Consider the following 23856-nt stretch of genomic DNA (forward strand, 5'->3'; position numbering starts at 1 on the left):
ATCAGGGCCAGTGAATGGGCTGGGACCTACCAGATCTGCGGGTCGCATGCGACGGGTGAAAGGCCCGTGGCCGGAACGATCCTGAGCATGGAAAGGATCTGATGTGAATTACAAGGTCTGCGACTGGGCGCTCTGCAAGCACAAGGTTCGCTGGCATCTAAGCGCCAGAAAGCCCACTGGGGGCACTCGGGAAATCGAGTTCTGCGGACGGCACGCGGTAGACGCAATGTCCCATCCCGAATGCTCGTGGACTCGATTCGAGCGCATTAGGGAGACCGAGGAATGAGCGTAATGAGCCACTTGGACCTGCTGATCAGAGAGAAGTATGAGGAACTTGGAATGAGCGCTGAAGAGGCACTGGGCCTGGTACTCGACCGCATCAAGGACGTCGTATACAGCGACACCTGGGGCGGGGTATTCAACTGCGCCACATGCGGTGAGCAGGTTTACGGGATCGACGACGGCGACTGGCTCGAATGCATTGTGAACAACGCATTCAAGCACAAGTGCAAGTCGGTCGAGGTACTTGACCACATGAGCCGGAGCTGAACGGAGGGTTGGGTCTGGCGGCCTTCGGGCCGCTTTGCCGAGCAATCCGCTCACAGATCTGCGACATAAGGAGACGGCATGCTTCTTTCTTCTCTCACCGGTTCATCGACCATCCGCGTTCACTTCTGGAACTTGAGCGCATACGTCGGCGGACGCCTGATCGGCGGCTGGGTTGACCTCGACGACTTCTTCGACATCGACGACTTCAAGGCAAAGGTATACGAGGTCACTAGGGGAGCCGAGGAAATCATCCTCGGGGACTACGAGAACGACTACGGGATTTCGATCAGCGAATACCCGGATCTCGACCGGATCTGGGAGACGCACGAAGCCCTTTGTGGGATCGCCGAATCCGACCGGGATGCATTCGGGGACTACTTGGCACACATCGGCGGTATCGAGAATCTCGACGAGGCGATCAACAACTGGCAGGACGCATTCTGCGGACAGTTCGACTCGATTGAGGATTTCGCCTGGCAGTACGCCGAGGAAATCTACCCGGAGTTGGCCAACTGCCCTCCCGGTTTCCGGATTCAGGTGGACACCATCGCCTGGGAGTCCGAGTACTGGATCTCCTCCACAGGCAACGTTTTCCGCAGCGTCTGAGGTCATTTGGGATTGGAGAACATGTGTGCCTGATGTGCGGAGAAGACCTCTGCGATAGGTGCCTCAACCCGATTGAGGACTGGATTCAAGCCGAAGGCGGCACGGTCTGCGGATGCTGCCAGCTTTTCGACCTGCTCGACATCAACGCGAAGAAGGAGAACTGATATGAGCCCCAACGTGAGGCACGTAATCCGAATGACGGTTGTCGAGACCGTCGAGTACCGGTTCGATCTGGACATCGAAGACCTGGACATTCCCCAGGAGATTCTGGGCGACCCCGACGCCGTAGCTGAATGGCTGGAGGACAACGAGGATGCGTGGATGGATTCGTGCGGTGACAGCAACTACTACGGCTGCCACGCCAGGGAGATCAACGAATCGGATGTCCTGGCTATGAGGCGCGTCAACCGGGCCGCCTAATCGATTGAGAGGACTGGACTAGCACACCGTTTCCACGGTGTGCGGTCTCCAGACCGTCAATCACTAACAAGGGGATACGCATGTCGCACATGACCTACACCGTGACCATATCGGGCCGAGAGCGTGAGGACGGCGAGAAGCCTTACACCTGGGTTGTGAATGCGGATAGCCAGCAGGATGCCATATCAAAGGCCCTGGAGATTCACGCACATTCCCAGGATGAGGCATTCGAGAACCTGGAGGTTGAAGAGATCTTCCAGGGCCTTCCGAATGTGAACTGCGGCTACTTCTGGAATGACATGAGGCCCCCTGAGAACGTCCAGGAGCTGCTGGACCGCGCTCGCTAGAGGTTGGGTCTGGCGGCCTTCGGGCCGCCTTACCGAGCTTCTAGCTCGCTTTGGTACCCCCCTTCATGAAAGGCGATTCCCTATGCAGATCACGCCCCAGGACGCCAAGGACTTTCCCTTCATCATCGGCTACTGCCACTACGTCGGGGCCTTCGACTGTTGGACGGCCGAGCAGGTCCATTTGGCCCGTGAGGTTGGCGCTCCCCGGACGGCTATCCAGGTGTGGATCGAACCGGCTCACAGCGTGCCGACCTGTCGCACGGTCGACAGCCTCTCGCCCGAATTCAAGGCCCGACTGACCAAGCACATGCAGAGCCTCGGGTTGCTCGGCCAGGAGCTGGCAGCCGCTGCGTAGCGGCTGGGCCTGGGGCACCCGCGAGGGGTGCCCCTTACCGAACCTCTACCGATCCGGGCTTACTTCTTACTTCATACAGGAGATTGGTAATGAGCAAGGTCATGAACGAGATGCCAACCCCCTCCCCGGAGATGTTCATCGGGCCGCTGGGCAAGATGGTCGAGGAGCTGGACAAGTACACCGAGGGTTCCAAGGTGTCGGTCCTGGTCTCGCTGCTCTCGGGATTCAGCGCAGCCGTAGGCAACCTGCCCGGCGTCGGTACAGGTAAGGGCAGCATGCCTCTGACCTTCTGGCCGGTGTTGGTGGGCCCGACCGGAGTGGGCCGTAAGGGCACGGCTACGGGCATAGCCATGAAGGTTATCGAGGCCGGCCTGGGTGCCTTCTTCCAGAACAACGTGTCGTACAACCTCCCGGCCACGGGTCTCGGTCTCGCGGCCGAGCTGTCGGCGCGTGCAATCCGTGGGGTGTCCGCTCCGATGCTGTTCGTCGCGGAGGAGATGGATGAGTTCATCGCGAACGCCAAGCGAGACACCAAGATTGGTGGCTACCTCCGTAAGGCGTGGGACGGCTCGACCATCGGGCACCGCACCAGCCAGGTAGACATCCACATCCACAAGCCGCACGTGGCGATCGTCGGGCACGTGCAGCCGAAGAACTGGGGTGCGATCTCGGGAAGCAAGGACGCGACCGGGGGCACGTACAACAGGTTCTTCCCGGTCTGGTCCTACCAGTCGAAGAAGTTGCCGGTGTTTGCCTCCGCGAACCCGGACAAGCTGATCGAGCGGCTGGGAAACCGGCTCCGGACCATGGTCAACTTCGCCCAAGAGGTCACGGACATCGTCGTGCCTGTCGGGGTTGCCAAGGTCTTTGAGGCCAAGCACCGCGAGATCTGCGACGCCCTCACGGCCGGGAACGAAGAGTTGGGCCAGTACACCGAGCGGGCTATGGCCTACATGATCCGGCTTGCGGGCCTGTACTGCCTCGCGGACAAGAGGACCGAGATCAAGGTCACGGACTTCGACGCGGCTCTCGCCTTGGTTCAGTACATGGTCGAGACGGTCACGTACACGCTCCCGGAGGCCGAGTCTGACGGCAGCGACATCCCGGCCCGGATCATCGCCTACATCCGCGAGGCCGGGGATTCGGGTGTGACCTCCACCGAGGTTGCCCGCAAGTTCCAGCGGGTGAGGGCCGCGGAGATCCGAGCGATTGCTGACGGCTGCGGGCAGGTCAAGACCACCAAGATGCGGTCGGAGGGCGGGCGCCCCGCGACGCTCTACGTCTGGGTTGACGAGGTCATCGAGGAGGACCAGGAGCAGGAGCAGGACTCCAAGGTCCTGGTCATGGCTTAGGTCTCCGAACACCCCTGATCGTGCACGGTCTTCGGGTCGTGTGCGGTCAAGGCCGTTCGGCCACCTACCCGCACACCGTTGGCGTGTCCACGCCAAGAGAGGAGTCCCATGCTCGACGCAGGGAGCCGGATCATCTCGGCTCTTGAGGCGATGTGGAAGGACGTCCAGAGCAGGCACGACAAGGTACCGGACGCTGTCCTGATCACCGGTACGGCCAGTCAGGGCAAGCGGACGCGTTGGGGCCATCACTGGCCCGAGCGTTGGCAGCTCGCAGATGGCGCGGCCCCCGAGCTGTTCATCGCGGGGGAGCTGCTGGCTCAGGGTGGGGCGCGGGTTCTCCAGACCGTGCTGCACGAGGCAGCTCACTCACTGGCGTACGCCCGTGGGATCAAGGACACCAGCCGCTCGGGCAACCGCTACCACAACGCGAGGTTCGCGGCCTTGGCCGAGGAGCTGGGCTTGGAACGTCCGAAGGAGCCGTCACAGGCGCTCGGATACTCGGCCTGCACCATTACCGAGGCGACGGTCCAGACGTACGCCGAGACCATTCGGGCCCTAGAAGAGGCAAACGTCGGGCACCTCCCGATGCTGCACCAAGAGATCGCTGCGAAGCCCAGTCGGGCTGGTCAGCGTCAAGCGGTGGCGTGTGCCTGCGTGCCCGCACGGAAGATCCAGGTCACCCCCAAGCAGATCTCCACGGGGCCGCTGGTGTGCGGCCTGTGCGGCGAGATGTTTTCCCCGGTTGAGAAGTAACAGGAGGCATTGATGTCAGGCTGCGGCACGTCCCTTCAGGGGCGCTCAATCTTCGAGGTGTACGAGAACGGCGCGGGAGTCCACCAGTACGACTGGTGGGTCAATAACTACATCTCGGCTCAGCAGGGTGTGGCCGAGGGGCGGTTCACGCCCGAGGAGGCTAGCTGGTCCGGGGTGGCGTTCTACATCAAGGAGGCCAGCTCGACCGAACTGACCCCCGTATGGATGAAGACGCGAGAGCGAAATGGGCTTCACGAGGTGAGCTGGACCTACTGGTCTCACTGGGATGACGGCGAGGCCGCCTACGAGGTCGACGATGCGCCGCTGACCTTCAGCTATGACCCGTATGAGGGTCTGACTCGGTTCACGCTCACGATCGTTCCCCGCGAATCCGCGGACGACCCGATCCCGGAGAGCTGGAACGGGACGCTCTTCTTTGAAGAGGGTTGCCCGCTCAGGGCGTTCGACGTCCGCCGCAACGTGTGGGAGTGGGTGGACGCGCACACGCTGGACGTCGGCGTTAGTGGAGACCTTCTGGTGACGACGTATGGCGAGGACCACGGCGTTCCCAACCCCATTGCCACCCGAGAGATCGCGGTCCGGCAGGCCCGCTAACCCCCACTGAAGGGACCACCCCTATGAGAAAGACCTTGAAGTTCGGCGACCTGCTCGACAACGGCGCGCGGGTTCTGCACTACACGCCCGGACAGGGCGGCTTGGCCGGGTACGTGTACGCCATTTGGGATGGCGAGTTCGTCTCCTGGCGCACTCCTCGGGACAAGGACGGCAACCTCGGCAACGTCGAGCTGGGCCGGTACTTCGGCCTGGACTTCGACAAGGGCTGGTCGGTCCACTGCGACCGCGCTGGGATCAGCGTCTGATGCAGGCCAGTGAGCACCCCCGAGGCAAGAAGGAAGGTCCCATGCACCGCCTCCTGGAGCAGCCGACTGAGATTGAAATCACGCGCCAGTTGCTGGTCCTGCGTAATGAGGCTTGCGACCTGGTCGAGTTCGTCATCGAGAACACCGGGTCGGGGATGACGGCCACGGCTGCACTCACGGCCACGCCTGAGGACCTGGAGAGGCTGATCAAGTTCCTGATCGTTGCCCATAACCAACACGTGGACAACGGCAGCGTAGACGCCCTGAAGTTCACCTCCACCTTGTTCGAGTGACCCCAGAGGAGGGCGCCATGATTCACTTCACGAACGACATCTCGACCGGCGTAGAGCTGCACGGCTCCCTGGCCGTCTACGACTGCGATGACGGCACCACGGAGTTCGTCACCAAGAACTCGTCGGCGAACGGAGGGATGTCGGTCAGGGCCCAGGTCAGTCTCAACCCTGAGGAGCTTACCCAGCTCATTGACCACCTCATCTACGCCTACAACCGGCACGTGGACAACGGCCTGGTAGACACCACGAAGTACCCCGACCCGGCTATGAGCTGATCTCCGAAGCGGTGTGATGTCGGGGGTGGCAGCTACGCTCATGATCTATGGGCAAAGCGAAGCCGTTACTCATCCTCAGCCAAGTGGCTCTCGTGGTATGCGTCGCCGGGTGCTCGACCTCAGAGTCTGACCCGCAGGCGAACCCCTTCTACAAGGAGGGCCGGGAAGCAGCGTACGAGGTCACGATGGTGACGCCCGAGCTTCGGGAATTCACCTCCTGTGAAGAGGGGCTAAGCCATCTCAAGAGCCCCAAGGGTCGGGTGCGTAAGAGCCTCGGCCGGCCTGAGTCCCCAGCGGACGATAGGGCTTACGTAGCCGGGTGCGATGCCATGGTCAAGGAGATCCTCGCGAAGCGCGGAGCCTCGCAAGCTCCCCTGAACGGCTAGCCCTCTGAAACACAAGAAGGCCCCCAGCACCACGCCGAGGGCCTTCTACGCTGCCGCGTCCTAGACGCCGCAACAAGGTTGGCGCCTTGGGGACAGCGTAGCTGACACAGACCCGCTGCGGGCCTGAAACGACGAAAGGCCCCCGGTCCGAAGACCGGGGGCTTGTTTCTTCTTTGTCAGGCGCTCTGTGCGAAGGCGGGTGCGCCCCATCCCACGAACGGGAGGGGTGCGGGCAGGATTTCAATAGCTGCCCAGTTCCAGACGTGAGGGTTTGTTGCCGACGCGTTGAACGCCATGCTCACATCGGTATCGGGCGTGGGGGTAGGGGCGTTCTTGTAGAGCGTCATTCCGCCTACAAGGTTAGCGAGAAGGAAAGACACCGCAGTAGCGTCCGCGCTGGTGCTATATGTTCTGCCCGAGGGGGCAACATATTCGCCTGCTGCGCCGAAGGCCAGGCTTCCGGGAGTGGTTGACTTGTAGGCGGTTACGGAGAGGTTCTGCGAGCTGGTGTTGTTCCCCTTACCTACCGCCCCTACCGGTGCAGCCAGGTTGGCCCCTGTGACGGCGTAGACCTTCACGGCTGCTGTGTCGGCTGATCCGGGGGTTGAGGTCACGGTGAGGGCTCTGCTCGCGGTGAGCGGAGCGGTGTGGTAGGCGATGTAGGTGTTGGCTGCCGACTCGTGGCGCTTCGTCCAAGCGAGGGCTGCTCCTGAATTCGTTATCGAAACAGAGTCCACATCTTCATTGATGGAAATCGCTATTAGAAGTGAGTTGGCAGGTGGTGTAAACGACGTCGTGGTTACTGAAGCGCCGTTGGTGACCGTGGCGATGTTGGAGGACGTCGCAATCGCGATAGGCATGCGACCCTCCTTAGGATGCCAGAATGGTAACGGTCAGGTTTGCGCCCGCGACCGTTGAGCCAATCTGGTCGACGTCCACCGTCAGATAGCCGCCGTCAGGTATGGCGGTGACGGTCATACCCGTTGACTTTGCCGTGTTGGTCGAAACCGCGATGGTGGGTCGGGCGGACTGCGTGCCGAAAATCGTGGTCCCGCTGAGGTGGACGTCTACGATGAGGGCCGCGCCCGTGGGTGCGGTGCCGACAGAAGCGCGGACCGAGGTGATCGTCAGCGACCTCCCCGTGTCGTTGTACCAGCGGTAGGTGCCGACGCCCGTGGTTACGTTTCCGGTCACCGAATAGACGGCGGTGGCGATACCGGTGTGCGTGTGCCCGGTGGCTGCGTAAGCCGAATCGTGGTTGTGGCCGACCGTGGCGTAGGCCGCGTTGCCTTCTGCTGCCGTCAGGTACTGCGGGTGGGGGTCTGGGGCCGATTCGTGCGCGCTCACATTCGCATCACTGCCTGCGGGCCCTTGGGGGCCTTCGAGCCCAGTCGGGCCAGTCTCGCCGGGAACACCCTGCGGACCCTGCGGGCCGATAGGACCTTCGGGTCCGGCCACGCCCTGCGGACCCTGGGAACCGGTGTCACCCTTTGGTCCCTGCGCCCCCGTATCGCCCTTCGGGCCCTGGATTCCCTGCGGACCTTCCGGGCCCTGGGGTCCGACTGCGCCATCATCGCCCTTCAGGCCGGGCTCGCCCTGGATTCCCTGAATGCCCTGGGGGCCAGCGTCTCCCTTCGGACCGGTAGCACCAGCCGCACCGGCAGGGCCTTCAGGACCGGTGGGTCCAGCGGCACCGGTGGCTCCGGCCGGGCCTTCGGGTCCAGTAGCCCCTGCGGGACCCTGGTCGCCCTTGAGGCCCTGAGCCCCCGCAGGCCCCTCGGGGCCGGGGTCGCCGGCCGGGCCCTGGAGGGATGCGAGCCACGCGGCTTCGGTCCCGACGAAGCCTCCCTGAACGGCGATCTCGTAGGCGCTGTAGCCTCTCTCGCCAGCCGGGCCGGGGACACCCCCACCGGACAGGTATCCCACCTCAACGGTTTCGACCGTGTCCTGTGAGTTCACCTCCACGGTTTCGATCGAGTCGGGGAACTCGAAGCCCAGCACGCCTTCCTCGGTGATCTCGACGATGTCACTCACCGGTCGTCACCTCCGCAGAGACCGTCACGGCACCCTGGATCAGGCGGACCACGGTCTCGTCGGGGAAGATGACCTCCAGGTCGTATACGCCCTGAAGCGACGTCCAGGCCGAAGAGACGGTAGCCGGGATGAAGATCTGGATCGTGCCGTTCGCACCGCCCAGGACCAGGCCGCTGTTGACGGTGTCGAGCCGGTACAGCAGCGGGCCACCTGCGGACGTACGGATCTCCATGCGGGCCTTAGCTCCGGTGAGGTCCACCGGCTGGCCGTCGCGGAGCCAGCGAAGGGCTCGCTTCACGGTCGTACCCTGGTCGATCTTTAGGCGGTAGATGCCTGCCACATTCGTCCCTTTCAATGAAGAAACCCCCGCCCGGTCGGGCGAGGGTCGGGGGTTCTTTCTTCTTGCTGCGGGGCTACTCGGATGCGCTCTTGTCGTTGTGCAGGAAGGTGATGGCAGCGGTCAGCACCGCCTGGCCGAGGGACAGGCCAAGCAGCCTCCAGTCGATCTCGGCTCCGATGTTGAGCGAGGTCAGGACCCCACCCACGGCCATGAGGACCGAGGCCAGCAGAGCCTGGAAACTGGTCCGCTTGGCGCGGTAGATGGCGTTGGCAACGTTGGTGATCTTCACGTCTCCTGCGCTTTCTGTCTCTTCGAGAAGGTGGTCGTCGAATCGGTTGGTGGTCGGCCCTGCGGGCACGAAGTAGTGCTCGAAGGGGTCGCTGGCGGCGACCAGCACGTCAGCCGTTTCGGGAACGGGCTGGGGCTTCTGCTGGTCCATCAGGGCTTGCAGGCTGGCCTGAAGCTCGGTTGCGTCCACGCTGGGTGGTCCTCCTTACAGGCCCAGGGCCTTGCGGGTATCGGCCTCGATCTGGCCGCTCACCTTGAGGCGGTGTCGGGCCTGGAAGTCCATGACGGCGACGGTCTGGAGCGGGCCCCACTTCGAGCCGGGCTTGAGGTAGCTGTAGCCCAGGGCGATCAGTCGGTCTCGGGCGCGCTTGACGTCAGCGCCGGAGTCGCCGACCTTGAGAGGCGGGTCCGCGGGCTGCTCTGTGCCGGTCTTAGGCGGCACGGAAGGGGAGCTGGTGCCGGGTTCACCGGCCGTCAGCATCTTCCATGTGGCAGACCCGACGACGCCGTCAGCCTCCAGGCGGAGGCTGCGCTGGAAGACCTTCACCGCCTGCTCGGTGGAGGGTCCGAAGTCTGCGTCCACCGTCAGCCTCGCGCCGAAGGCGTTGAGCATCCGCTGGACAGCCTTGACCTCTGCTCCTCGGTCGCCCCTGCGGATCAGGTGGCCGGGGTAGGACTTGCCGTCCCAGGGCTTGTCGGGCACGTCGCTGGCTCCCGCATAGCGGGGGCGGACGTAGCCGTAGATGCGGGGGTTCCCCAGGGAGATGGTCTTGCGGTAGCAGCCGTCGCCTTCTCCCTGGACGCCGTTTCCGGCCGACCCGGAGGTGTTGCCTCCGATGGTCGTGATTGAGGAGCTGGAGACCTTCTCCACCAGCTCGACGTGGTAGATGCCGGCCGATCCGCCCTTGGAGTACAGGACGAGGTCTCCCGCCTTGGGGGTGGAGTACCAGCGCCTGTTGGACTTGGCCCAGTTGTACTGGGCGATGGTGGATGCGGTGTGCGGGTAGTCAGTGTTCGGACGGAGTCCTGCGGCCTTACACCACAGGGATGTGGCGGCGGCGCACCACGGGTAGCCGTAGCCCCCACCGGGGTAGCCGGGAATCCGTCCGAACTCGCGGGTGACGGGCACGAGGTTGGAGCCGGGCGGCTTCTCACGCATGCCCAGGTCTGCCCGAGCCTCTGCGATCACCTTGGCGGCGGTTGTCATCGAGCAGACCTCCAAACAGAAAGGCCCCGCCGATGGCAGGGCCCGACACTTCTTTCTTCTTGATCAGGGGTTGAGGAACTGGACGGTGGCGAAGATGGCGCTGACGACCGCGACCAGGGTTGTCACGAAGGTCAAGATCAGTCGGGTACGGTCCTTGAGCTGCTCGTTGGTGACAGCGTTCTTGTCCACCTCGGCCAGCAGGCTCTCCATCTCCTCCACCTGCTTGGCTAGATCGGCAAGCTTGCCGTCACCCTGGTCCAGACGTTGCAGGATGAGCGAGGTCTGGCCGGAGGTCCTCTCGAACCCCACTTCGACCATGCGCTGAAGCCTCTCCAGGGCAATCCCGAGAGAGGGGTCGGTGTCGCTCACGTGATCACCCCAACATCCAGGAGCCGGTCAGGTCGACGGTGAGCAGGTTGTTCGATGCCGTTGCGTCAGTGAGGATGGTCATCCCGCCCACTGTGCTGATCAGCGCGGACAGGGCGTACGAGGCGGTTGTGCCGTTACGGCCGGTCAAGTTGAGAGCCACAGTCGCGGAGGGGAAGAAGCCAGCGGGGAGGGTAAGGACGGTTGTCGTTCCCCGGATGGCAGCCGCAAGCGCAGTTCCGTTCGTCCTGCGAAGCGAACCCCGGATGTGGACGATGTCCCCCTGACGGCGTACCTGGATCGGGGAGGCCACCACGTTGCCCAGACCGGTGGCGAAGGAAGTGACGTCCACCCAGGTCCCCAACGGGATCTGGTCGAGCTTGGCCTGCGCGGTAGCCAGGCCGGCCTCGGCGGTGTCGAGATCGCTCTGGAGCGAGGCGGTCTGACCCTCAAGGGTCGTGGCCCTGCCCTGGAGGGCGGTGATGGCCGGGCCGTAGGCGCCATCGTTGTTGAACACCTGCGCTGCCGGGACCCACGCACCATTCAAGCCCACCACGAGGAAGCTGTTCGCGACGTCCACCCCGAACTCCCCGTTGTAGGGGGCGGGGTCCAGGAACGGCACGCTTCCCCGGATCGGGCGTACCTGCTTACCGACGAACCAGCGACGGTCGATGGGTTCGGTCGTCAGGCCGGTGTCCTTGACGATGTCGAGCTGGACGAGCGGGATCTCATCCGCTACCTCCATGTCGAGGACCTGACCCACCATGTCGATCGCGTTCTTGATCTGGACGAAGTGGAAGGTCTCCCCGGCACGGTCCAGGCGCAGCGTCACCAGGTCGCGCCTGGTGTTGGAGCCATCCCAGCCTGAGCCGGTGATGTCGATATCGAAGGTCTTGGCCAGCTTCAGCTCGAAGTAGTGCCCGCCGATGGTGGCCACCCCAGGCAGGATCACGATCTGGGTCTCGTTGACCCTCGTGGCGAACAATCCGCGGTTGCCATCAGAGGGGTTGGCGTTGGTCTCGGGGTAGCCCACAACACCGGAGAGCTGCCACGTGCTGGCCATGGTCTCCCAATCACGCACGGAGACAACCTGACCAGGCCCGGTGGCGAAGGGCCAACCGTGCTCGGTGCTGGGGGGAGGCGGCATGGTCAAGGGGGGCTCCTTAGCGAAGGGGGTAGTGCCAGGTGACGTCGAGACTGTTGGAGAAGGGAGACTCCTGGCCGCCCATGACGGCCTTGGCCCGATACCGCAGGATCTTGTAGGGCAGGGGATTGGTTGACTGTTCGCTGTATACGTAGGTCTTCCAGGTGCCATCCCTTTTGACCGTGGTACGCGCCGGCACTTGGGTGGCGTTTCCCCATTCGGTGACGCGGGTGACCTCGAATATCAGCTCAGATCCGGGCAGGCCCGTGCCGAAAAGTTCCATCCAGGTGGATGCCCTTTGGTTGTGGTTCAGCGGCCCGGCGATGAATGGCGCTGCCAATGGGGGTATCGGGTCGGGCGGCCCGGCAATCATGGTGAAGTGGTTGAGCGTCCCGTAGGTCGGCTGGTGCTTGCGGACCTTCCTGACCGCGATAGCCCACTGGGACCCTGCCGGGAAATCGACCGGATTGGTTTTGAGGGTTGCGAACCAGAATCCCTCTTCGTCCGGCCGGAACAGGCCCTCTCCCACGGGCTTCCATAGGCCGGTCGTGTCCTTGGGTGCGTAGTCCAATTTCACCCACTCGCTGCCATCGGTGGCCAGCGGCCGAGCGTCATCCACGGCCTGGATGATGACGGTGTCTCCGGGGAAGAACTGGGAGGTCTCCTGGCTGATCGGCAACGGGCCGCCCCCGCTGGAGTCGGCCTGCACCACGAACCACAGGAACGGCGTCGCTCCCAACCAGCCGTCGCTCAACCTCGTCTCGGCCTCGATGAGGTGCTTGGCACCATCGGCCGGGATGGTGATAGTCCGGGGTTGGTAGTCGCCATCGCTCAGCGTGATCTCGGGGCCGGACACCTTGCCGTCCATCAGCAACCGGCCGGTGAAAGTCCCGGAGGTCTCCCCGTCGTGGGAGACCTTCACAGTCACGTACTTTTCGTGAGTCGTGGGGTTCGTAATCGTCTCAACGACTTCAGCCTTGAGCACCCCAGGGCAGGCGGAGGTCAATGTGATGGATGAGCTTGCCGCCGCAGTCGTACCAAGCCTGCCGGTGTCCACGATCTGGACTGTGTGCGAGCGGCCATCGTTGGGGATCTCGATGGAGAACCTGGCGTTCGAGTCGCCGTTCTTCGGCCAAATGACAGGAGCGGATTGGCGGTAGCCGTCGATCTGCACTTCGACGTAGTGCGTGGTATCGACCTTCGCGGAGACCGAGTAAGCGGTAGCGCCGAGCGGGGCATTTCCGACAGACGACGTGTAGCAGCCACGGCTCTCAGCGGTTATGGGCCCGATGGTCACGTATACACCATCTTCCTAATCGAGCAGGTGATGTCGGGCAGGTCCTCTAGCGGCTCAGAGCCCTCTCGGGTCTCCACGCCGTGGACTCGGTCCCACAGGGCCCGGACTGCTGCGTACAGGTAGGGGGTTTCGGTGGAGCCGAAGGTGCCGATGGTCGGCTGGACCAGCGGGCCGGCCTCGACGGTGGAGCTGAGACGGGCTTCACGGACGACTTCGTCCCGCACCTCGCCGTCGACAATGACCCGGATCAAGTCGCCCAGGCCGTAGTCCCGACCGAACATGACGTTGTTGGTCTCCAACGGGTCGATCGTGATGGAGGCCACTGGACCCGATTCGAGGTTGAAGGCTTCCACCTCGTCCTGGAGGAGCCGGTACTGGGATGACCAGGGGGGCGGGTCCTCTGCCCAGCCGTCAGGCTTGCCTGGGACCTGTGTCCACATCCAGGGAATGTCCCTCTTGTCCTTGTAGCGTTCGGCAGTGACCCCCCACTCGGTTTCGGCGGCGGAGAAGCCCGCGTTGGCCCATGCCAGTGTGTGCTGGAGATCGGCCGGCGTCTCGTAGGGGTCGCCCCACCAGTCGGGGTCGTACATGTGATTCGTGTAGTAGCCGAACCACCGCTCTGGGCCGGACCTCTCCTTCGTGGTGAAGGTGAAGCCGTCCCCGATCCCGTTGTCTCCGAAGGTGGTCTGCTTCACCGTCTCGGTCCACGTCCGGTTTTTGGTACCGATCACCAGACGGGTCGCTTCGGGGGCCTTGGTCATGTAGGAGTAGCCCCGGAGGTTGCCGAACTCGGCTCCGAACCTCACCTCATTGGTGCGGTTGGCGATGGGTTCCAGCTTGAGCAGAATCCCAGGGCCGGTGGCGTTGGGGTCGCCGTTGGAGGCGACCTCGGCGGGGTTCGGGTGCCAGATGAAGCGGATGCGGAAGCCGTAGACGGCACTCAGCATCGCTACGAGCTGGTCGGGCTGGTCGAACATGATCTGGGCACTTCTGGAGGTGTCGTCACCGAGAAGGTCCGCCGTGGACTCCGGGCCGGGGATGAACACACGATCCAGGCGGCGCATCGGCTGGCCCTGGGTGTTCTCCAGGAACAGGTTGCGAAGCACCTCGGCCACGTTGGGCCAGATCGGGTTCATCTTCCAGTACCTGAACGCGGAGGCCAGGTGGATATCGGCCTTGGGGTTGGTCCAGGCCAGGCGCTCAGCCATCAAGCAGTTGTCGTCGACCCCGGTGACCTCCACCGTACCTTCCCCGGCATCCTGTGAGCCCCAGATCTTCTTGAGCTGCCGGATGGGTCCGGAGAAGAGAGGCTCGGCCACACCTTCCTGGAAAACGATGATCCCTCGGCCGGGGGTCAGCATCCTCGATTGAAGGTGGCCGGCCGGGATGGTCATGGTCCATGAGCCGACCGCGTTGTGGCGGACAATCGCCTCGAACTTGGTGTGGGCGTCGACTTCGCCGACGATGACGAGCGGGGCCAGGTCGTCGCCACCCTCCGCCTTGGTGCGGGGGAACAGTGACTCCCGGACGAAGATTCGGAAGTTGCGCATGATCAGATTCCCATGAAGGAGGGTAGGTAGGTCGCCACGACGTTTGGTTGGTTGGCCGCCTCCCAGGCGGCCTCCTGCTCGGGGGTCATGCCGGTGGGCTTGTCGATGACGAGGGATATGTGGTTGAGGCCCGGCTGGAGCGCCCACATTGAGGAGGAGATGTCCAGCGCCCACCACATCGAACGGCCCCCAAGCGGGTCGTATTCGATGCCGATCTCACGCGCCGGGTAGATGCGGATGTACTGGGAGCCCTTGGTGGTCTCGATGACCATGACCTCGCCGGTGGCGATGGTGAGCGACGCGGACAGTCGAAGCTCGGCTACGGTGTTGCCGTCGTCGTCCTTGCGGACCAGTGACAGTCGGGAGGACAGGGGCCCGCGGATCTCCCAGCGAGGCTGAGCCTCCACATCCCCAGGGTTTTCTAGGTCGATGTCGTTGACCCAGATCGGGGTGGAAGACAGCCCCAGGCCCTTGCCTGGGGTCGTCCCGTCCACGCTGAGGAACGGCTGTGCGCCCTCGGGCGGGTCAACGAACGGACGGACCAGGTCATACACCTGGAAGGTGGCGATGGAGCGGCTCGTGTGCTGGAAGTACGGGTGCGGCGTACGCATCACCAGGCCGTACTTGGCCCAGTGGACGCCGTCCTCGGCGCCCTCTCCGCCCTCCATGCCGCTGACGTAATAGCCGGTGATGACGCGGGGAGTCTCAGCCACCAGAGACTTGCCGACCTGGGCGTACTCAGTGGTCTGAAGGGTGATGAGCCCCCGCTTCGGGTTGAGACTGGCGATGAAACGGCGCTTGAGCGCCATCATCTCGGCCCTGGTCGTGCCGGTGATCGTGAGGGGTAGGAAGATCTCGCGGATGGGGGCGCGGGCGAACCGGTAGAAGCCGCCATCGATGGCCGGGTACTCGTCGGCCTTCGTGTCGAAGGATGGCGCGTCCAACCCCTTGGCTCCGGGCTGGAGCAGGATGGTTGCTCCAGTGGAGCCCTCATCGGTCAGGGTGTAGAGGCTTCCGTCCACTCCCCGCAACTGCACGACGGTGGGCTGAAACAGCACGGGCAGACCTCCAGGGCAGGAAGAAAGAAGGGCCCCGGCCGGGAGTGGCCAGGGCCCATCAAGGGGGGTGAGGTATCAGTCGCGGTAGAGGGTGTCGGCGTAGTCGAGCTGCCTGCGGAGAGACTCCTCGGTGGGGACGTTCGGGGCGGCGTTGACCGTGATGTTGTAGACCTTGGTCACCCCGGACCCCTCGGAGGCAGGCTGCTTGCCGTCCTTGCTGACCGTGCCCACGTAGGTGGCTACCCCCGCCGCCAGCGTGGCCAGAGCGTCGCTGCTGGTGGTGTCCAGCGCCTTCATCGCCACTGGCTCAGCCATCAGCATCATCCCCATGGGGGCGGACTCGGGGGCGAAGGAGGGCTCCTGTCCCCCACCGCCTCCGCCCTCCACCTGAGGTGCGGTGATGGTCGGTCCCTGGAAGGTCCTGTTGAGACTTTCGAGGGAGGCGATGATGTCGGCCACGGCTGAAGCGACGGCTTCCCTGGCCTGGTTCATCGCCGACTGGACCGCCGAGACGAACCCCGACAACTGGCCGTGCGAGGCAGCCTGAGTGGCCATCTCCCGGAACTTCGCCACGGCCTGGGTGACGGACGTGGTGATGTGGTCGAGCACCTTCTTCATGTTCGCCTGGACCGTGGCCGGCGTCTGGTCAGCCGTGGCAGCGGCGTTCATGTCGGTCGGCAGCTTCTTGAAGGCCGTGGTCGACGTGGTGACGCCCGTCGTGATCGCGGTGTTCACCTTGGTCATCTGGCCGGTGATACCGGCCACGATGCTGGCGTCCGAGGTGACTACCGCCGCCAGGGCCGGGGGGAGCGCCTGGAAGGCAGTCGTCGCCGTGGAAACCCCAGTGGTCACCGCAGTGTTGATCTTCGTCATGACCCCGGTGATGCCGGTGGAGACACTCTCCGACAGCACCGCCTGGTTCATCCCATCGGGCAACTTCTTGAACTCGTTCGCGCCCTCGGTGGCCTTCTGCCCGATGATGGTGTTCATCTGGCTCAGCTTGGCCGCCAGCTCCTCCGGGGTCTTGCTGGAGTTGATGATCTCCTGCATGACCTGAGGGAGCTTGGAGAAGCTCTCCTTCGCGGACGACACGCCAGTAGTGATCTGCTGGTTCGTCTCGCCCATCTTGATGCCCATCATCTGGGCGATCTGGGCTGCCTGAACCTGGTCAGTCATCCCCTGGAGCATGGCCTGAACCTGGGCGATCCCCTGGGGGCCGGCCGTCTGGAGCACGGTGAGGATCTTCTGCATGTTCGCGCCCATGGACGCGGCCAGCGGATCACCTGATGCCTGGGTCGCCGCAATCAGCGATTGCATCGAGGCGACCCACTTGGCGTCGAGCTGCGTGCCGGTGAACTCGATCGTGTTCAGCAGGCCAAGGAACTGCGTTCGGAAGGTCTCGTTGAGCTGGGCTGAGCCGGTCTGCCCCGTCTCCACCAGGCCGTCGATGCTCTCCTGCCAGGAGGTGCGCAGCTCGCGCATCTTGTTCACGGCTTCGGCGACCGCCGTGCCGAAAGAGACTTGGAGCTGTCGCTGGAGGTTGTCTGCGGCTTCCTTGGTGGAGTCGGCCTGGTCGACCAGCCCCTTCAGGTGCTCGGTGGTGACGGTGGAGGTTTGCTGGAGAGTGCCGTTGATCCCGTCAACGAAGTCCGCCAGTTGCTGACCGGCGTTGCCGATGGAGGCGGCCATCGTCGCGGCGGCCTCGGCCGCTGCTGCGCCGAAGTTGATCAAACCGGTGGTCAGGTTGGTGAGTCCCTCGACAACTTCCGGGTTGGACAGCGTCTCGCCCAGTGAGGCGACCGCGACAGCCAGGGTGGCCAAAATGTCGGGGGCCATCTTGGCGAAGGCTGCGGCGACTTGCTCGATGGCGGGTGCCATCTCCACCAGTGCTTGTGCGAACGCCTCGGCCGCTCGGCCGTACACGTCCTTGTTGGCGGAGAAAGCGTCGAACAGGCGGGTGAAGGCGGTTGCTATCCCATCGAGGACAGAGGGCGCAAAAGTGGCGAAAGCGCCTGCGAGGTTGGCTACGGACGGCAGCAGCTTCCCCATGGCTTCGCCGAGCGCATTGAACGCCGTGGCGAAGGTCGGCCCCCACTCCGACAGCTTCGTGAAGAAGTCACCGAAGGCTTGTCCGAGGGTGGCGAATCCGGACTTGATCCCTTCCCAGAAGCCGGAGTTGTGCAGGTTCGCCAGGGCCGTCGTCATGCCGACCAAGGTGTTTGCGGCGAAGGAGCCTAGGGCCTCAGCCAGTGGTCCGATCGCATCTGAAGCGGCGTGGATCGCTCGGACCCATGCCTCGTAGGCGGGCTGCCCTTCCTGCAAGGCTCCGGCCGCCTTGCTGGCGAGCTTGCCGATCTCGTCGAGCATCGGCTGGATCGAGGTTCGGAAGGCGTCGGTGAAGTCGCCTATGAGTGAGTCCCACTCCTCACGCAGTTCCTTGGAGGACTGCATGAAGCTGTAGACCACCCCGGCGAGGATGAGCGGGATGGCGAGCAGGCCACCCACGCCGACCAGCACGCCACCGATCGCGAGGGCTGCCGCACCAGCGGCTGTGACGATCGAGCCAAGCAGCGTCACGATTGCCGTCATGATGGCGGCGCCCGCCCCGAGCTGGAGGATGCCGGCCGCGATGCCCGCAACCGCACCGCCGACCTTGCCCAGTGCGTCGTTGGCAGCGCCGCCGCCGCTGATCAGTCCAGAGAAAGCACCGCCTGCGGTTGAGGCCAGCGTGGCGAGCCCCGACACCACCTTGCCAACGGCCCCGGAGAGCCCGTCGAAGATGCCTCCGGCCTTGCTGCCGATCGAAGAGATCTGGTTGGAGACCGAAGACAGGGAGGTCTTATCGACATCGATATTGATCGTCTTGGTCTCGGGCCGGGTGAGTTCCTTGATCCGCGCTTCGGCCGCGCCAGCATCGATGTCAATGTTGATCGTCTTGGATTCGGCTTTGGTGATGCTGGCAATGCGAGCGCTGGCCGCGCTGGTATCAAGGTCGAGCTGGACGCTGATGTTGCGATCCCGCAGGAACGTCTGCAACGCCGCTTCGGCCTTGGCCGTCTGAAGCTCAACTTCGACATCAAGCTTGCGGTCGGTCAGAGACTTCTTCAGGTCCGCTTCAAACGTGGCAAGGTCGGCTTCGACCTCGACGCTGATCTTCTCGTTGGACCATCGGGCAAGCTCTGCCTTCAGCTCCTTGCCGAAGTCGCTGGTGTCCGGAACGACCTTGACCCCGACGCGCCCAACTTCCTTGCGCGCAGGACTCCCCGCCATGTGTTTCCTCCATCTGGCTCAGGGGCGAGGAGGAGGAAGAGGGATCTTCGAGCCAGGCCCGAGCACGGGCGCAGGGGCGTCCTCGCCCCGCAATCGGGCAAGCAGTGGGTTGGGTTTGGTGGCCTTTTCCTCGACCACCACGCCGGGACGGGGGTAGGGCGGGATCGGCTTGACCTTCTTGGGCTTGTCGCTGTGCGCTGCCTGGTAGAGGTAGGTCAAGGCGTTGAAGGCGTCGTAGAGATCTGCCATCACGTAGGCGTGCCGGTCCCAGCCGGCGTACTCCGCGCCGCGTAGCGCGGTCACATAGGCGGAGTCGATTGGGAGGTGCCTGATCAGAGCTAGGACCAGCTTGGGGGAGAGCAGTCCGCGGCGAAGGTCCCGCAGGTCCAGGTGGTAGAACCGCAGGAAATCGGCGAACAGCTCATCCCCGTAGTGGTCGATGAGGTCGATCAGGCTGAGGCTTCCCCCGCCTTACCCGCCTTCATCCAGGCGTCGAAGATCTTGGCGTGTACCTGCGGAGGCAGGTCCGCCAGGGACTTCTTCATGGAGTCCTTCTTGTCGGCGGCGGCGATGAGCATGGTGTCCATCGCATCGATCCGCTCGAAGGCGTCCTTGTCGTCGTCGGTGATGACCTTCAGGAGGGTCCGGACGACCTGTAGCTCCTCTTTGCCCAGCAGCAGGATCGGTCGCAGGATGACGGTCTTGCCATCCTTGGCGAGGAACTCCTGGCCCTTCTCGGCCAGCTCGCGCTCGGCCTCTTCGACCAGGTCCTCATACTTCAGCACGGCCACGGGGGGCTCCTTCACATACGTGGGAATGGTGGGAATGGCGAAGCCCCGCCGCACGGCCATTCCCAACGCATGCGGCGAGGCTCGGTGCCTGGGCGGGTTTCGAGGCCGCGCCCAAGCTGAGGGGGGTTAGAGGGATCAGGGGGCCTGGTCGATGGTGAAGGGCTTCTCGGCGGACTCGCCGAAGTTGTTCTCGACCTTCACCTGCACGGCCACGTCGCCGGTCTCGACCGGGTCCGGAACCGTGACGGTGACCTGAGTGCCAAGCGGCGAGGTGATCACGTTGGTGCCTTCGTAGACGCCGAACCACACGGTGAGCGGAGCCGTCAGGTTGGTGCCGGTGAGCTGGATCGTCGCGCCGGGCGCAGCCGTGGCGGGGGCCACGGCGCTCAGGGTCGGCGGGGTGATCACGACCGCCTTGCCCCACATGACCGGGCTGATCTCGCCCAGGCCGTTGGAGCCACCGAGGATGGTCGCCTTGACCGGCATCTCGCTCAGCGCGGCCGGGTCGTAGGTGACGCCATCGGAGCCGATCAGCGACACTCGCTCGTAGTACTCGACTACGTGGCGGTCACCGTCCACGGCGACGACGAGCATGGCCTTGGTGGTGGAGGCCGGCACGGACGGGATCACGAACGACCCATCGGCCGCCACGGTGCCGCCGCCGTAGTAGAGCTTGTAGGTCTCCGTGGTGAAGTCGGCCAGAGCCAGGGTCACCGTGTAGACCTTCGGCGGGTTGGTCGTCCGCAGGGCCGGGTTCTGCCAGGTCCCCAGCACCTCCGCGTCGTCACCCTCACTCTCGTGGGCGATGCCGTTTTCCAGGCTCGTGTTGCCGATCGAGGCCCAGGAGACGCCGACGCTCTCGCGCAGGGTTCGCAGGTTGCGGATGTCCAGCGGCAGGGTCGGCTTCGGGGTGCCCTCGGGGGCGACGAACACGTAGCCGGTGTTCGGGACGAGGACCGGGTCCTTGGTCAGGTAGGTGGGAGCCATTGAGTTACCAATCTCCTGTATGCGTGCAGGGGAGGAAGAAGAAAGAAGTGATTCAGCGCAGCGCTCGTACGGAGATCTGGTAGGTCCCCTGGAACATGAAGGTGTCGCCGTGCTTGCTGCTCAGGCCGTCGTAGATGCGCGAAGGAGCGTTGACCTCGCGGAAGCGGAACAGGTAGCCCATCTCGGGGCCGTCGATGTAGCGGTAGCCCTCCCGAGCGGCCTTCTCCATGGCAGCTCCGGAGTGGCGAGACAGGCGAGAAGCTTCACCGCGCGACGAGGCGAACGACTCGATCTCGAAGTAGCACGTGCTGTAGAGATGCGGTTGCCTGGAAGCACCACCTGGGGTGGCACGCACGACCAGGAAGTTCTGCTTGTCCCAGTCCTCGGGGGCCTGGCTGTAGATACGGGAACCATCCTGCGTGACCAGCTCAGGCATGTAGTGGTGCAGGGCAGCGATGATCGCCTTCTCTGGGTCAGGGATCATCACATCTCCCCGATAGTTCTTTCAATCACGTGGCTGCCGGGGACGTCGTCATCGGACCAGGTGTTGTGATGGCCGAAGTTGTAGCCGATCGCTCCCTCATCGCCGATGCCGAAGAAGGCGTCCTTATCTCCCAGCGCTTCGGCGCGGACGCTGCGCGCCATCGCCCCGGTGCGCTTCCTGATGTTCTTCTTCAGCAACCTCGCGCCTCGGTGGGCGGTCGCGATGACTTCGGCGTGCACACCCTCCAAGCCGGCCACGATCTCTGCGACATTGGGGTCCACTGAGTAGCTCAAGGAGCGTCCCCCTTCAGCTCGCACAGCGCGGTGATGTAGTCCGTGCGGCGGGTCTTCCAGCGCTTGGGGTCCTGGACGACCGTCCAGATCCGGCCCTGGGCCTCGATCTGGGTCCACTGGCCCAGCTCAGAGAGCTTGGGCGACCACTTGATGACGATCGTGACGCGGGCGGTGTCGGCCCAGCCCTGGGAGGCTAGACGCATGTTGGCCGCCCAGCCGGCCCCGGCGAAACCGGTCGGCAGGAGGAACGCGCTGGCCGTGACGAAGGCGCTGGAGCGGACGGCGCTCTTGCCGCCGCCGTACCCGTCAGATACCCACTCGGTCTTGAAGATCTTGATTGGTTCCGGGGCCCTGTCGAGGATCACGGAGGGCTCCCCTCGGCCGGAGGGGGAGGAACGAGGTGGCTGATGACCTGGATTGAGCCCAGGCCGCTGCGCCACTTAAACGGCCGAAGCGCCGTCTTGACGTCGCTCGACAGTGCGACCACCGCCCCGCCGTAGGCGTAGTTGGTGGACAGGTCACCGACCCGGTCAGCAGCAATTCCGGGGTCAGTGTTTAGATATCGGATCACCTCCAGGCAGGCGACCGCCCTCACGGCGGCCGGAGGGGTGGCAGTGTCGTAGGTGCGCCCCAGGAACGACTCCACCAACGCGGTTACGTCAGTGATGTAGGCGTTGACCTGGTCCAGCCGCTCGTCCTCATACACCTGCCCGGTGCGCGCCTCGATGTCGGCGACCGACATCAGCATGGGTGTCTCCAATCGAGCAGGGGTCAGGCCCCCGACCTCAAGCCGGGGGCCCAACCAGTGGGGGATCAGGGGGTGGCCGGCGTGCCCACGACGATCTCCTGCGGAGCGATCACCTTGGCGTCGTAGTGGACGCGGGCCTTGACGGCGTCGGTGAACTTCGCCTCCGGCTTGTAGGTGTCCATGTCGATGTTCGGGATGACCGCAGCGACCGAACCCCGCGTGCCGAGGATCATGTCCACGGAGGTGGCGGCGGTGTGGGTCGGGCCGAAGAGGGCCTGCTTGCCCTTGCGGGCGACGCGAGCGCCAACGGTGTTGGAGACGACCACCGGGACACCCAGGACGGAGCCGACGAAGCCGTTCACCATGATGGGAGCGCCACCCCAGTGGCTCGCGTCGATGAATTCCTTCATCTTCAGGATCTCGGAACGAACCGAGGTGCCGATGACCAGGAACCGCTCACCCTCGCTGTTGGCGTCATCCAGCAGCGCCAGCATGTCGACGATCTGGTTGTAGCGGGCGGTGGCGCCGGTGCCCAGCGGGACCGACTCGACCAGGCCGTGAAGCGCGGCGGTGCCGCCGTCGCTGTTGGCGTCCTTGCCCAGACCCGAAGACGCGGCGGTCTCGATCGATCCCTGGACGATGGCGGTGGCCACCAGTGCGTCGAGCGCCAGGGCGGTCCGGCGAGCCCGCTGGCGGACCAGCTCGGACATGAGGTCCACGCCCTGCTTGGTCTGGAGCTGGTGCAGGCTGTCCACCTCGAAGTGGAAGGACGAACCCTTGGCCACCTGCATCTTGATGTACTCCAGCTCGGCCTTGTCAGCCGCGCCAATGGAGCCGTACGCAGGCACAACGCCCTTGTCCACGACGGTGTCGCGGAAGTGCGGGATTCTGATTACGTCGCCCTCGCGCTTGAACTCGCCCTCGTACGTGGAGGTACCGAAGAGGTTGCCGAGGACAAGCTGGTCCTCAGTGTCCGTGAGGAGCTGAGCGCTCCAGACCTCGGGGACGAAGACGCCGGCCGTGCCGTTGGTGAGACGCGCGCCACCGTCCTTGTAAAGGCCGTTGGTGAAGGTGGTAGCCAAGGAATGTCCTTTCTGGGCATACGAAAGGCACTCGGCGTATGCCGAGTGCCAGGTATGCGGGGGTTAGTTTTCGCCGCGCATCAGCGCGTCCAGGAGGCCCGCTTCGCGTGCCTTGGAGATCTCGCGAGGAGACATGCCTCGCAGGTCCGAGCGGGAGAGCTGGCCTGCTGAGCTAGAGCCCTGCGGGCCGATGCCGAGCCCCTGGGCGAACTTGGGCCCCTTCGGAGGGGCGAATTGACCGGCGACCTGTGCGACGAAGTCGTTGATCGCCTGTGCGTTGACGTCGCCCTCGGCGACGAACTTGGAGACATCGAGCGCTCCCATGACGGGCGTGAGATCCACACCGGCCTTGGCGGCAGCCGTCTCCAACTTGTCCTGCGCACGCTGCTTTGCGACGGACTCCAGGGCCTCACGGCGGCCCAGCTCCTTGGCCTCAGCGACCGCACGCTCAGCGTCGGTCATGTTGGCCTCGTTCAGCTTCTCCAGCTCCTTGGAAGCCTTCTCCCAAGCGGTCTCGTGCTTGCGGGCGAAGTGCATCCACTTCTCGGCTTCGGCCTTCCAGTCCTTCTCACCCTCGTTACCAACCTGCTGATTGGGGGCAGGCGGAGCCGGGGGAGTGGTCTGGTCGGGGGTCGGCTGGTTCTGGTTGTCGTCCATCGTGGTCCTTCTCCATGTCGGATTGGGTAATACAAAAAGCCCT

At 64.2% G+C, this 23856-nt stretch carries 31 protein-coding genes; 11 read left to right on the forward strand and 20 right to left on the reverse strand.

Features of this window, described 5'->3' with window-relative positions:
- Nucleotides 1-300 precede the first annotated feature (300 nt).
- From ACZ6R6_RS17025 to ACZ6R6_RS17075, 11 genes are all read left to right on the forward strand, one after another.
- Nucleotides 301-549: a hypothetical protein gene (locus ACZ6R6_RS17025; protein ID WP_470094292.1), complete on the forward strand. Its 249-nt coding sequence runs from the start codon at nt 301-303 to the stop codon at nt 547-549.
- A 78-nt stretch (nt 550-627) separates the two neighbouring features.
- On the forward strand, nt 628-1155 hold the full coding sequence (locus ACZ6R6_RS17030) for an antirestriction protein ArdA (protein ID WP_470094293.1): 528 nt from the start codon (nt 628-630) through the stop codon (nt 1153-1155).
- Nucleotides 1156-1320: 165 nt separating this feature from the next.
- Nucleotides 1321-1575 (forward strand): hypothetical protein, encoded by a 255-nt coding sequence (locus tag ACZ6R6_RS17035; protein ID WP_470094295.1) that lies wholly within the window; start codon nt 1321-1323, stop codon nt 1573-1575.
- A gap of 89 nt (nt 1576-1664) precedes the next feature.
- Nucleotides 1665-1922 carry a hypothetical protein gene (locus ACZ6R6_RS17040; RefSeq protein ID WP_470094297.1) on the forward strand — a complete coding sequence of 86 codons (258 nt, stop codon included), beginning with the start codon at nt 1665-1667 and terminating at the stop codon, nt 1920-1922.
- A gap of 82 nt (nt 1923-2004) precedes the next feature.
- Nucleotides 2005-2277 carry a hypothetical protein gene (locus ACZ6R6_RS17045; protein ID WP_470094299.1) on the forward strand — a complete coding sequence of 91 codons (273 nt, stop codon included), beginning with the start codon at nt 2005-2007 and terminating at the stop codon, nt 2275-2277.
- 89 nt (nt 2278-2366) lie between these two features.
- The gene (locus ACZ6R6_RS17050; protein ID WP_470094301.1) at nt 2367-3629 is read left to right on the forward strand and encodes a DUF3987 domain-containing protein; all 1263 of its coding nucleotides are present in this window, start codon (nt 2367-2369) and stop codon (nt 3627-3629) included.
- 108 nt (nt 3630-3737) lie between these two features.
- On the forward strand, nt 3738-4382 hold the full coding sequence (locus tag ACZ6R6_RS17055; RefSeq protein WP_470094303.1) for a hypothetical protein: 645 nt from the start codon (nt 3738-3740) through the stop codon (nt 4380-4382).
- A 57-nt stretch (nt 4383-4439) separates the two neighbouring features.
- Complete coding sequence (locus tag ACZ6R6_RS17060) at nt 4440-4997, forward strand: hypothetical protein (RefSeq protein ID WP_470094305.1); 558 nt, start codon at nt 4440-4442, stop codon at nt 4995-4997.
- A gap of 23 nt (nt 4998-5020) precedes the next feature.
- Nucleotides 5021-5263, forward strand: a complete 243-nt coding sequence (locus ACZ6R6_RS17065; protein ID WP_470094307.1) for a hypothetical protein — start codon at nt 5021-5023, stop codon at nt 5261-5263.
- Between the two features lie 41 nt (nt 5264-5304).
- Nucleotides 5305-5556, forward strand: a complete 252-nt coding sequence (locus ACZ6R6_RS17070; protein WP_470094309.1) for a hypothetical protein — start codon at nt 5305-5307, stop codon at nt 5554-5556.
- A gap of 17 nt (nt 5557-5573) precedes the next feature.
- Nucleotides 5574-5831: a hypothetical protein gene (locus tag ACZ6R6_RS17075; RefSeq protein ID WP_470094310.1), complete on the forward strand. Its 258-nt coding sequence runs from the start codon at nt 5574-5576 to the stop codon at nt 5829-5831.
- Between the two features lie 562 nt (nt 5832-6393).
- On the opposite strand, the gene ACZ6R6_RS17080 is transcribed toward ACZ6R6_RS17075, so the two are convergent.
- The 20 genes from ACZ6R6_RS17080 to ACZ6R6_RS17175 form a co-directional block, all read right to left on the reverse strand.
- Nucleotides 6394-7077, reverse strand: a complete 684-nt coding sequence (locus tag ACZ6R6_RS17080) for a hypothetical protein (RefSeq protein WP_470094312.1) — start codon at nt 7075-7077, stop codon at nt 6394-6396.
- 10 nt (nt 7078-7087) lie between these two features.
- Nucleotides 7088-8251: a collagen-like domain-containing protein gene (locus ACZ6R6_RS17085; RefSeq protein WP_470094314.1), complete on the reverse strand. Its 1164-nt coding sequence runs from the start codon at nt 8249-8251 to the stop codon at nt 7088-7090.
- Complete coding sequence (locus ACZ6R6_RS17090) at nt 8244-8549, reverse strand: hypothetical protein (RefSeq protein ID WP_470094316.1); 306 nt, start codon at nt 8547-8549, stop codon at nt 8244-8246. The genes ACZ6R6_RS17085 and ACZ6R6_RS17090 overlap by 8 nt, the downstream gene beginning before the upstream one ends.
- Before the next feature lie 115 nt (nt 8550-8664).
- Entirely contained in the window at nt 8665-9069 is a 405-nt protein-coding gene (locus ACZ6R6_RS17095) for a hypothetical protein (RefSeq protein ID WP_470094317.1), read from the reverse strand.
- Nucleotides 9070-9084: 15 nt separating this feature from the next.
- On the reverse strand, nt 9085-10086 hold the full coding sequence (locus ACZ6R6_RS17100; protein WP_470094319.1) for a peptidoglycan-binding protein: 1002 nt from the start codon (nt 10084-10086) through the stop codon (nt 9085-9087).
- A gap of 63 nt (nt 10087-10149) precedes the next feature.
- The gene (locus ACZ6R6_RS17105) at nt 10150-10404 is read right to left on the reverse strand and encodes a hypothetical protein (RefSeq protein WP_470094321.1); all 255 of its coding nucleotides are present in this window, start codon (nt 10402-10404) and stop codon (nt 10150-10152) included.
- 55 nt (nt 10405-10459) lie between these two features.
- Nucleotides 10460-11605: a hypothetical protein gene (locus ACZ6R6_RS17110; RefSeq protein WP_470094323.1), complete on the reverse strand. Its 1146-nt coding sequence runs from the start codon at nt 11603-11605 to the stop codon at nt 10460-10462.
- Between the two features lie 10 nt (nt 11606-11615).
- A complete protein-coding gene (locus ACZ6R6_RS17115; protein ID WP_470094325.1) occupies nt 11616-12893 on the reverse strand; it encodes a hypothetical protein in 1278 nt (425 codons plus the stop codon).
- Nucleotides 12890-14443 (reverse strand): Gp37-like protein, encoded by a 1554-nt coding sequence (locus ACZ6R6_RS17120; protein ID WP_470094327.1) that lies wholly within the window; start codon nt 14441-14443, stop codon nt 12890-12892. The genes ACZ6R6_RS17115 and ACZ6R6_RS17120 overlap by 4 nt, the downstream gene beginning before the upstream one ends.
- A gap of 2 nt (nt 14444-14445) precedes the next feature.
- On the reverse strand, nt 14446-15501 hold the full coding sequence (locus ACZ6R6_RS17125; RefSeq protein WP_470094329.1) for a hypothetical protein: 1056 nt from the start codon (nt 15499-15501) through the stop codon (nt 14446-14448).
- 75 nt (nt 15502-15576) lie between these two features.
- Entirely contained in the window at nt 15577-18771 is a 3195-nt protein-coding gene (locus tag ACZ6R6_RS17130) for a hypothetical protein (protein ID WP_470094331.1), read from the reverse strand.
- Between the two features lie 18 nt (nt 18772-18789).
- Nucleotides 18790-19074 carry a hypothetical protein gene (locus ACZ6R6_RS17135; protein ID WP_470094333.1) on the reverse strand — a complete coding sequence of 95 codons (285 nt, stop codon included), beginning with the start codon at nt 19072-19074 and terminating at the stop codon, nt 18790-18792.
- A gap of 146 nt (nt 19075-19220) precedes the next feature.
- Nucleotides 19221-19562, reverse strand: coding sequence for a hypothetical protein (locus ACZ6R6_RS17140; protein ID WP_470094334.1), 342 nt, complete (start codon nt 19560-19562; stop codon nt 19221-19223).
- A 135-nt stretch (nt 19563-19697) separates the two neighbouring features.
- Entirely contained in the window at nt 19698-20549 is an 852-nt protein-coding gene (locus tag ACZ6R6_RS17145; RefSeq protein WP_470094336.1) for a phage tail tube protein, read from the reverse strand.
- A gap of 52 nt (nt 20550-20601) precedes the next feature.
- On the reverse strand, nt 20602-21033 hold the full coding sequence (locus tag ACZ6R6_RS17150; protein ID WP_470094337.1) for a hypothetical protein: 432 nt from the start codon (nt 21031-21033) through the stop codon (nt 20602-20604).
- Complete coding sequence (locus tag ACZ6R6_RS17155; RefSeq protein ID WP_470094339.1) at nt 21033-21314, reverse strand: DUF5403 family protein; 282 nt, start codon at nt 21312-21314, stop codon at nt 21033-21035. Before ACZ6R6_RS17155 ends, ACZ6R6_RS17150 begins: the two co-directional genes overlap by 1 nt.
- An 8-nt stretch (nt 21315-21322) precedes the next feature.
- Entirely contained in the window at nt 21323-21691 is a 369-nt protein-coding gene (locus ACZ6R6_RS17160) for a hypothetical protein (protein ID WP_470094341.1), read from the reverse strand.
- On the reverse strand, nt 21688-22074 hold the full coding sequence (locus ACZ6R6_RS17165) for a hypothetical protein (protein WP_470094343.1): 387 nt from the start codon (nt 22072-22074) through the stop codon (nt 21688-21690). The genes ACZ6R6_RS17160 and ACZ6R6_RS17165 overlap by 4 nt, the downstream gene beginning before the upstream one ends.
- A gap of 65 nt (nt 22075-22139) precedes the next feature.
- Complete coding sequence (locus ACZ6R6_RS17170; RefSeq protein WP_470094345.1) at nt 22140-23156, reverse strand: phage major capsid family protein; 1017 nt, start codon at nt 23154-23156, stop codon at nt 22140-22142.
- A gap of 63 nt (nt 23157-23219) precedes the next feature.
- Nucleotides 23220-23813 carry a hypothetical protein gene (locus ACZ6R6_RS17175; protein ID WP_470094347.1) on the reverse strand — a complete coding sequence of 198 codons (594 nt, stop codon included), beginning with the start codon at nt 23811-23813 and terminating at the stop codon, nt 23220-23222.
- Between the last annotated feature and the right edge of the window lie 43 nt (nt 23814-23856).

Source organism: Streptosporangium sp. NPDC048886 (assembly GCF_055586905.1).